Annotated in this window: 10 protein-coding genes; all 10 read left to right on the top strand. The window is 42.9% G+C overall.

Annotated elements, in window-relative coordinates; genetic code table 11:
* Positions 1-573 (top strand): hypothetical protein (locus BM377_RS13450; RefSeq protein WP_207646916.1); only part of this gene is annotated, 573 nt, incomplete at its 5' end.
* Positions 574-601: 28 nt separating this feature from the next.
* Entirely contained in the window at positions 602-1096 is a 495-nt protein-coding gene (locus BM377_RS13445) for an ankyrin repeat domain-containing protein (RefSeq protein WP_092249541.1), read from the top strand.
* 44 nt (positions 1097-1140) lie between these two features.
* On the top strand, positions 1141-1419 hold the full coding sequence (locus BM377_RS13440; RefSeq protein ID WP_092241800.1) for a hypothetical protein: 279 nt from the start codon (positions 1141-1143) through the stop codon (positions 1417-1419).
* A gap of 384 nt (positions 1420-1803) precedes the next feature.
* Positions 1804-2991 (top strand): hypothetical protein, encoded by a 1188-nt coding sequence (locus BM377_RS13435; RefSeq protein WP_143104514.1) that lies wholly within the window; start codon positions 1804-1806, stop codon positions 2989-2991.
* Between the two features lie 82 nt (positions 2992-3073).
* Entirely contained in the window at positions 3074-4441 is a 1368-nt protein-coding gene (locus tag BM377_RS13430) for a hemolysin family protein (protein ID WP_092249535.1), read from the top strand.
* Positions 4442-4464: 23 nt separating this feature from the next.
* A complete protein-coding gene (locus BM377_RS13425; protein ID WP_092249532.1) occupies positions 4465-5202 on the top strand; it encodes a YebC/PmpR family DNA-binding transcriptional regulator in 738 nt (245 codons plus the stop codon).
* A gap of 38 nt (positions 5203-5240) precedes the next feature.
* On the top strand, positions 5241-6914 hold the full coding sequence (locus BM377_RS13420; RefSeq protein ID WP_092249529.1) for a glycosyltransferase family protein: 1674 nt from the start codon (positions 5241-5243) through the stop codon (positions 6912-6914).
* A 224-nt stretch (positions 6915-7138) separates the two neighbouring features.
* The gene (locus tag BM377_RS13415) at positions 7139-10072 is read left to right on the top strand and encodes an insulinase family protein (protein ID WP_092249526.1); all 2934 of its coding nucleotides are present in this window, start codon (positions 7139-7141) and stop codon (positions 10070-10072) included.
* 26 nt (positions 10073-10098) lie between these two features.
* Positions 10099-11109, top strand: a complete 1011-nt coding sequence (locus BM377_RS13410; protein ID WP_177223890.1) for a DUF4349 domain-containing protein — start codon at positions 10099-10101, stop codon at positions 11107-11109.
* Positions 11099-12007, top strand: coding sequence for a GTPase Era (gene era / locus BM377_RS13405; RefSeq protein ID WP_092249520.1), 909 nt, complete (start codon positions 11099-11101; stop codon positions 12005-12007). Before BM377_RS13410 ends, era begins: the two co-directional genes overlap by 11 nt.
* Positions 12008-12021: the final 14 nt, after the last annotated feature.

Genomic DNA, 12021 nt, shown 5'->3' with positions numbered 1-12021 from the left:
GAGAAAGTAGTAGATAAAGCAGGCGATGCCGCAGAAGAAGTCGTTGAAAGAACAAGCAAAGTGGATGATTGTCTCAAGGATATCTTAGATACCTCAGGAAATGTGTCTGCTGATAAGATTTCAAAACTTAGGCGTGGCATTCAAAAGGGTGATTTTTCATTTGATGAAATAAAAGAAATAAGTGAGAAGATGTCAAATTTAGGTATCACGGAAGAATTTGAATCTGAAATGAAGAAAATCAATTTCGGAGAATACCTTAAGAATATGGAGGGACCACCACCTGAAGATATGTTTAATCCTCATGCCCACCATATTGTCTTTAAAAATGGAAATGGTGCAGTTCAGCAAGAACTTGTAAAACAAGGGCAGGCTGTCTTAAGAGAATACGGAATTGACCCGATTCTTGCTGAGGAAGTGTTAACATGGGCGCCCAATGGTATCCCAGGGCAGCACAGCGTTGAGCCATTAAGAGAAGTTGTTGAGGGGTTAGTTGAAAGAGCTGAATTTGGAGTTGGAAAAGATGATATCGATAAGTTTCTACAAAAAATGGGGCGAATTGCAAGTGAAAGATAGAGATGTTCTGATATTCTGGAGGTGAGTTATGGATAAAGAAATACTTAAGGAAATGCGGAAAGCTATAAAGAGCAATGATTTAGAGCATATAAAAGAATTGATTGATAATAATCAGGGGATTTTGGAAGAGGTAACTCCCTGTGGGACATTTTTACAAGATGCAGCGACGTTTGGATTGTTTGATGTAGCAAGGTATTTGATTGAACGAGGAATTGATATCAATAAAACAGGTGGAGCAGGAGATGTATCTGCGTTGACAGATGCAGCGTTTGAAGGTGATTTGGATATGGTTAAATTGCTTTATGATAACGGCGCTATCTTAGATGTAAGCACTTTTGCAAGAAATCCTTTGATTGCAGCTATATATAATGATCATTTTGATGTGGTCAAATTCTTGGTAGAAAAAGGAATAGATCTCACACCATGCTATGGAATAGGTGATTATGATAATGTAAATGCCTATGATTACGCCAAGCTGTATGGCCGAACTGAGATAGCAAATTATCTTAAAGAGAGAATGTAAATATACAATAAAATCATATATAGTAGTGTAGCTTGAAGAATAATATGAAATACGAATTTATTGACGACAAAAACACGATGGTAATTACTACAAAAAACATTGTTAGTAAAGAAAAAAGTATAGTGTTGGTATCACATGATGAAGACGACGGAATGTGGGAGGTTCTTGAAGGCGAAGAGGTGAAAGAAGAGGACGCAATGATTATTTCACTATACGAAATGGTCAATATCGATCCGACTGTTAATCAGGTTGCTGATTTACCTTTGGGATGGATTGCTTACAGAGACATTGAACAAGATAAATGGATAAAACAGAAAAACTAAAGATTTTTTTCGCCATGATTCTGATATTTGTCGATTGGGCATGTTTATCATGAAATCAGTAAGTTTTACATGCCTGTTTTGCTGGATTTATCGGTATTTCAATTGCATTTCGGCTCATAACGGAAGTACGTGAGCATGCACTTCGAGGTAATTTACAGAAGTGCATGCTTTTTTGTGCTTTCTGGAGTGAAGGGCATACATGTATTTTAGAGAAAACATTAGATTTACATGCCGTAAAACGGTATTGCGTATATTTTAGGGGTGGCTTACGCTGGGGGATGCTTAGTGCAAAGCCTTATTTTAAGAATGGTTTCGCTCGACACGGGGCTTTATTTCGTATAAAATTTGAGAAGAAATGTTTTGCAAGGGAGCAGAGTATATCTGATGATTTCGTTATTGTCGATGGCGGCGGGAACCGTCGCAGGTCTTTTTATATCGGTGCTGAAAGCCGTGTTTTCCATGCTTTCATGGTTCTTGGGGCTTATTGCCAAGGGGTTTAAGTTTTTGTTTTGTCTTTTGCCCGTAACGGCTGTGTGCGTGGCACTTCTTTTTGTTCTCAATTTATTTATCCTTGTGACCGGTAATATCGGTAAGCTCATAAACGCTACGGAGAGTAGTGCTGCGAACGATAACGTCAAGCATGAGGCGGAGAAGCTTCTGTTTGTCGGCTTTAAGAACGTCGCCGATACTTACAATAATGTCAGACAGTGGTGGATGAGTGAGGTTTATCCGTACAAAGGAAGCATAGCTTACATTTTTCTGATGCTGTTTACGGTGATCATGTTAATTCCCGTTGCGACCGTGCTTCTTACAATTACGGTTTTTGAATCCTATGGCATCGTTTTGTTTGGTGCGATTGTGATTGATGCCGTTATCTATGTGCTTCGGGCTATTCTCGGAAAGTCTTTTACCGAGCAGTTCATGGGACGCTATTACAAGATGTTCCCTGAATCGGGCAAAAAACATTACGAGAAGAAGTACGCCAACTGGCTTAAAAACGGCGGCTATGAAGAGGCTGCCATGCAGAGCGCCAAAAAGAAAGCCACTGCAGATGATTTCTACGGGGAAGATGAGTACGAAGACGACTACGAGGACGAAGAAGATCGCGACGGAGATTACTATGAAGACAATGAGCGCGACTACTTCCGTGGCAGACATGATCGCAGAAGCGATCGACGCAGATATGACAGATATAACGACGATGAATACGGCGTGGATGAGTATGATGAAGAGTATGAGGATGAAGAGCCCGAGTACTATGATGATGAAGATTACGAGGACGACGAATACAACGATGATTATATAGAGGATAATTCTCATCGAGGTAAAAGCGAACGTACTTATTCAAGAGACCGCGATGCTTCATCGGATGCGGGCTTTGGCGGTGCATCTTCAGGCGCGGCTCGGAATGTCGGCGCGTTTGACTTCTTTGCCGGATGCAACAGTAAGGAGAGTGTAGAGCGCAAGTACAAGAGTCTTGTTAAGCTCTATCACCCCGACAATATGGACGGCGACACTGCAGCGTTACAAGAAATCAATGTTCAATACGCCGAGGCAAAGAAGCGATTTTGAACATTGGCGTAAAATATGTTATATTTTAATTTGGTACTTTGCGTGAAAAAGCGGATTATTATCTTATTTAGGAGGAATGACTATGGACGAAGGCTTGCCTTCTGTCAGTATTTTTTTGTTTTTTATAATATTATTGACCGACATCTTTGTACATGGCTTTTGCGTTGCGATAGGGCATGTCAAAGAGGATGATATCGAGAAGGACAATCAGGAGAAAAAGAGCATAATAGGAAGCGGACTTTTAAGGCTTCTTGAGAATCCCAAAAGACACATGTTTGATGAGGCAATTCAGCTGGTATGCATGGTTATAAACATGGTGCTTGGCGCGGTTGTTGTTTCGGGTATTGCAAGATATCTTGAGCGCTTTTGCAGCGTGGGAGACAACCTTTGCATGAGATTTATCGTGTGGCTTTTGACATGCTTTGTTATTGTGTTTGTTATCATGTGCTTCGGAATTGCCATACCGGCAAGACTTGCAGGCAGGAAGGCAAGACAATGGGCTTATGTTTGCTATTATCCCGTTAAGTTCTTGCAGATTCTCTTTTACCCGATCGTACTTCTGATCCACGGATTTTCCGGTGCGGTTCTTTATTTGTTTGGCGTCAGAGGTGACGATAACCTTGACGATGTGACTGAGGAAGAGATCAAATCGATGGTTTCTGAAGGTCAGGAGCAGGGCGTACTTCAGGAAACTGAGGCCGATATGATCACCAATATCTTTGAGTTTTCGGATAAAGAGGCTCAGGATATCATGACAAACAGAAACGCCATGGTTGCCATAGATGCCAACCTTACACTTAAGCAGGCAGTTAACTTTATGATGGATACGAACAACTCGAGATTCCCTGTGTATCTCGATGATATCGATCACATCATTGGTATCATGCATATAAGAGATGCGATGAAGAAGCTCTCGGAGGAGACAGACAACGACCTTCCGATCAGGAAGATCAAGGGATTGCTTCGTCAGCCCAAGTTTGTTCCCGAGACGAGAAATATCGATTCTCTTTTCCATAACATGCAGTCTTCCAAGACTCAGATGGTCATCGTAATCGATGAGTACGGTCAGACGGCCGGTCTTGTTTCCATGGAAGATATTTTGGAAGAAATTGTGGGTAACATCCTTGATGAGTACGATGAGGATGAGGATTACATCAAGCCCACCAAGAATCAGGGTGAATTCATTGTCGACGGTATGACACCGCTTGAAGTTCTCGAGAAGAAATTCGAGCTCTCTTTTGATGACACGGAATTCGAGACTCTCAACGGTTTCCTTATTTCCAAGCTCGACAGGATACCCGAAGAAGACGTTGATTTCAGCGTTGATGAACAAGGCTATAGTTTCACTATTCTTTCTGTTGAAAATCATAAGATACTCAGCGTACTTATGAAGAAGCTCCCGAAGGAAGAGCTTACCGAGCAGGATGACGAAGTTGAAATAGCAAAATAGATTTTTTACGAAAGGAAGTTTTTATGTCAGGACATTCAAAATTTGCCAACATCAAGCATAAGAAAGAAAAGAATGATGCGGCAAAGGGAAAAATTTTCACTATCATCGGTAGAGAAATCGCGGTTGCGGTTAAGGAAGGTGGTCCCGATCCCAACAATAACTTCAAGCTTGCGACCGTAATTGCCAAGGCTAAGGCCAACAACATGCCCAACGACACTATTGAGCGTGGAATCAAGAAGGCTTCCGGTGCAGAAGGCGGAGTAGATTACAAGAGCATTACATACGAAGGATACGGCCCCGGCGGAACAGCCATCATCGTTGAGGCACTTACAGATAATCAGAACAGAACAGCAGCTAATGTAAAGAGCGCATTTACTAAGGGTAACGGTAACGTTGGTACTCCCGGCTGCGTATCATATATGTTTGACAACAAGGGTCAGATTCTTATCGACAAGGAAGTTTGCAGCATGTCTTCAGACGACCTTATGATGCTTGTTCTTGATGCAGGCGCTGACGATTTCAACGAGGAAGAGGACAGCTACGAGATCCTTACAACACCTGAGAATTTCCAGGCTGTAGTTGAGGCACTCGGAAAAGAGAACATTGAGACAGCTTCAGCTGAGGTTACCATGATTCCTCAGAATTATGTACAGGTAACAGATCCCGAGACAGTTAAGTATCTTCAGAGAATTCTTGATCTTCTCGATGAGGACGATGATGTTCAGGCTGTTTATCACAACTGGGAAGAGCCTGAGGAGTAATTGACACTAAAATTTGCGAAAAAAGGGGAGTTCTGAAAATGAAATTAAAGCATAAATGGCCGGCAATAATCATCTGGGTGTTATTCGTTATCTTCGATGTACTTATGGTGGCGGGGTCCGGCTACACATCAGGACTTTTCCCCGAGATCAATACTGTTTTATATACCTTGACGTTTACCGTTCTTGGTATAGCGATCATGAACACGCTCACGTATTTCCTCGGAAATCTGAGCGATTCTTTGGAACTTTACAAGGCAAGTGAAAATAAAGCCTGCAATGTAATATATACCGTGATGATGATAGCTATCGTTATCGGGGCATATATTACAAGGTTCCTTTGCCTTGCCAATTCATCAGCCGAGATTTCAGGACAACTTTCTCTTTATGAGAATGCGGTCATCGGCGGAAACAACAAGGTGCCGGACAACGGTCTTTTGTCTGTTGCTTTTTCAAAGATTCTGAGCGGTATTTTACTTTTTACCGGAAACAGAATATCTATGGCGTATATTTTTTCCGCCGTTTTATCATGTGTTTTCATAATACTTACAGCTAATGCGGTTAAGCTTCTTTTGGGAAAAGTAGCTTCTATTGTGTATGCTGCTTTTGTTTCATTTATGCCTGCTTTTCTTGATAGCTTTTTAAAGCTTGAACTTACAACGGATCCTCTTTTCCTGTGCTTGTTCGGAATAGAGCTTTTGTTTATTGCCTTTTATTTAAGAAGGGCATCCGACAACAATTTTGGCAGCAAAGCTTGGATCCCTTGGTATATTCTGGTCGGAGCGGTTATCGGATTTATGGGGTATGTGGACGCCGGAACATTTTTGGTCGTGCTTCCGCTTCTTATTTCTGCGCTTATCGTTAAGAACAGTACAGTGGTAAAAGAGCTTACGAGATTACTTTTCGTTATTGTCGGAGCGGCTCTTGCATTCTTTGGAATGATCCTGCAGGAAGGCGGAGTAGCTGGATTTGGAAAGGTATTTGACAACTGGCATAAATATTTCTTCCACAACGTTAATACGTTCGATGCTTTCTGGACATATACGGACTATAAGCTTATCTATCTTATCACCGTTATCGCCATGTCCGGAGTAATTGTGGGATTTTGGAAAAACAGAAAAGAGGACAAGGTTTCACCTTTCCTTCTTTCAATGCTGATACTTTTTGCGGCAACACCTCTTTTGGGTGCCACAAGAATGAACAGTAAGCTTATGATCACAATATTCTACGGAATAATACTGGCATGTGTTGCAGCGCTTATTGTAACAGAATCTTCTGAAGATGAAGAGGAGCCTGAGAGCGAAGGCGTCGATGCTCATATGGGTACATCCGAAGTGGTGACTCCCGAAGCCGAGGAAGAGCCCGAGGAAGAGGAGAGTGAGCCTGAAACAACACCCGAGCCCGAGCTTGCGTCGGAGAACGAGGAGCCGGAACCCGCACCGGAGCCCGAAGAGTCCGCACATATTCCTGCGCCTGCGCCGAAGGCTGAGGAACCGCGTTTTGTTCCCGAAGGCATGGTACTTCCGGAAGAGACCGAGGCGGACGCCGATGAGGTTAAGCGCGAAAGGCCCAAGAAGAAAGTTCCGCAGTTTGAAGGCAAGATTTCCCTTAACAGGAAGAACGATCATAAAGATGACAATAATGATGCTTCAAACATGACATTTAAAGACGATTTCGACATCAGCTTCGAAGACGGAGATGATTTTGATATATAAAGGGGCGAAAGTTCAAAATGCAAACATGCTTGCATGTAATGCATTTTGAACTTTATGCCCCGAACAGACATGAGGAAATAGCGATTTACAAAGTAAATCAGCGGTTTCCGAATGTATGTAGAATTGCGAAAATTGCGATAGCAATGGAGCAATTCGTATATCAAATTAATATATAAATAATAATAAATAATATTAAATTATAAAACGAGGGGACGTAACCATTAATGAAAAAATTAAATGTACCTGCTTACGAGCTTATCGAGAGCAGAAGAATAGACGATCTGAATTCAGACAGCTTCGTCTACAGGCATAAGAAGACGGGGGCGAGAGTAGCTCTTTTGTCCAATGACGAAGAGAACAAAGTCTTCGCTATCGGTTTTAGAACACCGCCCAAGGATTCAACCGGTGTTGCCCATATAATCGAGCACACGGTACTTTGCGGATCCAGGGATTTTCCGATCAAAGATCCTTTTGTGGAACTCGTAAAGGGTTCACTCAATACCTTTATCAACGCTATGACATTTCCGGATAAGACCGTTTATCCCGTAGCCAGCTGCAACGATACGGATTTTCAGAATCTGATGCACGTTTATCTCGATGCGGTCTTTTATCCCAATATTTATAAGACCAACAAGATCTTCCGCCAGGAAGGTTGGCACTATGAGATGGAAGATGAGTCATCGGAGCTCACCATCAACGGTGTTGTTTACAACGAGATGAAGGGAGCGTTTTCATCGGCCGATGACGTTCTCTCAAGAGAGATCCAGAGTTCTCTTTATCCCGATATTACATACGGAATCGAATCGGGCGGTGACCCCGATGTGATCCCTTCGCTTACATACGAGGATTACCTTGATTTCCACAGAAAGTATTATCACCCTTCCAACAGCTATATTTACCTCTACGGCAATATGGATATGGAAGAGAAACTTAACTACATTGATGAGGCATATCTCTCAGCTTTTGATAAGCTTGAGGTTGATTCCGCAATCGGAAGACAGCCCGCATTCGATGCTCCAAAAGAGATCGTGAAGTCATATTCCGTTCTTGCAGAGGATGAGACCTCCAAGAACACTTATCTTTCCTATAATTGCAGCGTGGGTTCAACTCTTGATAAAAAGCTCTATATCGCTTTTGACATTTTGGACTACGCACTCTGTTCAGCTCCCGGTGCACCTATCAAGAAGGCACTTATCGATAAGGGAATCGGACAGGATGTTTACAGTGAATACGACAACAGCATCCAGCAGCCTGTTTTCTCAATAATAGCAAAGAACGCCGACAAGGATCAGAAAGAAGAGTTTATCAAGACCATCAGAGAAGTCCTTGAAAATCAGGTTAAGAACGGCATTGATAAGAAAGCTCTTTTGGCAGGGCTTAGCTACGACGAGTTCAAGTACAGAGAGGCTGATTTCGGAAGATATCCCAAGGGCCTTTTGTACGGACTACAGACCTTTGACAGCTGGCTCTACGATGACAACCTTCCCTGGATCAACGTTGAAGCCAACGAGACCTTTGCGGAGCTTAAGAAAGAGGCGGAGGGACGTTATTTCGAGGAACTTATTCAGAAGTATCTTCTTGATAACACACACAGAACCGTAGTGATGCTTGAGCCCGAGCCCGGTCTTTCTGCCAAGAAGGATGAAGCGCTTAAGAAAAAGCTTGAAGACTACAAGAATTCGCTCAGCGAAGAGGAGATCGAGACTATCGTCAGGGAGACAAAAGAGCTCAAGGAGTATCAGGACACTCCCGACGATCCCGAAGATCTTAAGAAGATCCCGCTCCTTAAGCTTGAGGACCTTAAGAAAACTTCAGAGCAGTTTATTTTTGAGAAAAAGAACGAGTACGGAGTGGATATTCTTTTCCATGATATATTTACCAACGGAATTGATTATCTGACTTTTGTCTTTGACCTTAAAAACATAGACGCAGAGATGCTTCCATACGCTGCTGCTCTCAAAAAAGTTCTCGGCATGTTAAACACCAAGAACTATACATACAAGGATCTCTACAATGAGATCAATATTCGCACAGGCGGAGTAAGCGGTGCCATCAGTACATATACTGATGCTGCGGACACGACTAAGTTTAAGACTGTATTTGAAGTCAGTGTCAAGGTGCTTCACGGCAACCTTTCCCATGCGTTTGACCTGGTAAAAGAGATTTTGATCAATTCTCTTTTTGACGATGTTAAGAGAATCTCCGAGATCCTGGATGAACAGTATGCAAGAATGCAGTCAGATCTTGCAAGCGCCGGCCATCAGACCGCTGCTATAAGAGCGATGAGCTATGTTTCACCCGCAGCGATGGTCTCGGATCAGGTAAGCGGAATCGGTTATTTCAGGCATCTTGAGAAGATGATCTCGATGATCGGAACCAAGGAAGGTGCAAAAGAGATCACCGGAACTCTGACCAAGCTTACAAAAGAAATCTTCAGAGCCGAGAATCTTCTTGTTGACGTAACCGGAACTAAGGCAGAGTATGAGGGCGTTCCCGAGGAATGCAAGAAGTTTGCGCAGTGTCTTTTTACTGATGAGTATGAGAAAAAAGAGCTTGTGTTCAAGCCTGTTAAGAAGAATGAGGCGTTTAAGACCGCAGGCCAGGTTCAGTATGTATGCCGCGCAGGAAACTTTGCGAGCAAAGGTTTTGCTTATGACGGTGCGCTCAGAGTCCTTAAGGTTATGATGGGCTATGATTACCTTTGGAAGAATATCAGAGTTTTGGGAGGCGCTTACGGCTGCATGAGTAGCTATGCCAAGAACGGCGATGCAGCTTTTGTGACATACAGAGATCCCAATCTTGATAACAGTATCAAGGTGTTTGAAAATGCTTCCGAGTATCTTCGAAACTTTGATGAGGATGACAGAGTTATCCTTCAGTATATAATCGGTGCGATATCAGATCTTGATACACCCAAGACTCCTTCGGGTAAAGGAACATACGGCCTTACGGCTTACATGTGTAATGCCAAGATGGAGAATATCCAAAGGAACAGAGATCAGCTTCTTGGTACGACTAAGGATACGATCAGGAAACTTGCGGATTATGTGGATGCATTCATGTCAGATGAGTGCCTGTGCGTAATTGGTGCCGCGGACAAGATAGAGAAGAGTAAGAAACTTTTTGATAACATCGAACAACTGGTAAACAAGGGATAAGTATTTTATCCCGCGGGGGAATGAGTATGAAAAAGAGATTTGGTATTGTTTTAGCTTGTGTAATGTCTTTTGCAATTGTGATCTCGGGATGCGGTAGCTCAAGCGATGGCACCACCGAGTTCGCACTTGGTAAGAATGCAGCGCCGGAAGAAGCGGGAGGTGTTTATGATAACGCCGCAGCTGAAGTCGCCGAAGAATCCGCCGATTACAGCGCAGGAGCTCAGGAGCAGGCACAGACTGTCAACGACACATCACGTAAGCTTATAACTACGGTGAACATTTCGGCTGAATCCGAGAATCTTGATGATACGATCTCAAAGCTTACTTCCAAGGTTACTGAGCTTGGCGGTTATATCGAGAATAGCAATGTCTACAACGGAAGCAGGTATAGCTCCGGACAGACCGTAAGAAGAGCGGATTATACCATAAGGATCCCTGCAGATAAGCTCGACGGCTTTATTGAGACTATCGAGAATGCGTCCAACATAACAAGCAAATCTTCAAACGTTGAGGATGTTACTTTATCTTATGTGGATCTTGAGAGTAAGAAAAATGCTCTCAGAGCAGAGGAAAAGAGCCTTCTCGGTATCCTTGAATCTGCCGAGAAGATCGAAGATATTCTTGCTGTTCAGGAAAAGCTTGCGGATGTAAGATATCAGCTTGAAAGTATAGAATCTCAGCTTCGTACTTATGATAATAAAGTTGACTACAGCACTGTTTATTTAAATATCGAGGAAGTTGTAACGTATACACCCACTGAGGAAAAGGGAGCGTTTGCAAGAATGGGCGAGGGCTTTATGAAGAGCCTTAAATCAATCGGACACGGATTTAAGGAATTCTTTATCTGGTTCGTAATTCATATCCCTCAGCTTGTTCTCCTTGGAATCGTGGTATTCGTGATTGTCTTCATCGTAAAGAAGAGCAAAAAAAAGAGCGCTGCAAAGCGTGAAGCGTTTATGAAGCAGATCGGAGTGCCTGTAAACACTCCTCCTGTAAACACTACTAATGAAAAACCGGAAGGTAAAGATGGACAATAATTTCAAAACAGGTTTTGTGACACTTATAGGTCGCCCAAACGTCGGTAAGTCGACTCTCATGAATCAGCTTATCGGACAGAAGATAGCGATAACGTCAAGTAAGCCGCAGACCACCAGAAACAGAATAATGACGGTGTACACCGATGACACCTGCCAGATGATATTCCTTGATACTCCCGGAATTCACGAGAGTAAGAACAAGCTTGGTGAGTATATGACCAAGGTTGCCAAGAGTACTCTGGACGAGGTCGATGTTGTGCTATGGCTTGTTGAGCCGAGTACTTTTATAGGTGCCGGCGAAAAGGGCATAATCGAAGAGCTTAAAGCATGCAAGAAGCCTGTTATTCTTGTTATCAACAAGATAGATACCGTAGAAAAAGAGAATCTGTCCAAGTTTGAAGAAGCGTACAGAAGTCAAATGGATTTTGCAAAGGTCGTTCATACGGCGGCACTTCGAAGGATCAATATCGACGAAGTAATGAACGCGATAAAAGAGTTTTTACCTGTCGGACCTCCTTTTTACGATGAGGATACTCTTACCGATCAGCCGGAGCGAAATATCGCTGCGGAAATCATCAGAGAGAAGGCACTCAGACTTATGAAGGACGAGGTTCCGCACGGAATCGCCGTAACTATAGAGAGAATGCGCGAAAGAGAAGATAAAGAAATCATGGATATCGAGGCTACGATAATCTGTGAAAGGGATTCTCATAAGGGCATTGTCATAGGAAAAGGCGGAGCGATGCTTAAGAAGATCGGAAGCACGGCAAGACGTGATATCGAGGAACTTGTCGGAATGAAGGTCAATCTTCAGCTCTGGGTTAAGGTAAGGAAGGACTGGCGTGATGACAAGACTCAGATGAAGAGTTTTGGTTATGACGTAAGGAATTACAAGTAACGTCTTTTAGGTAA

The organism is Butyrivibrio sp. INlla21 (genome assembly GCF_900116875.1).
GTDB lineage: Bacteria > Bacillota > Clostridia > Lachnospirales > Lachnospiraceae > Butyrivibrio.
Note: the sequence above shows the minus strand (reverse complement) of the source record. Positions and strands in the feature narration are given on the sequence as shown.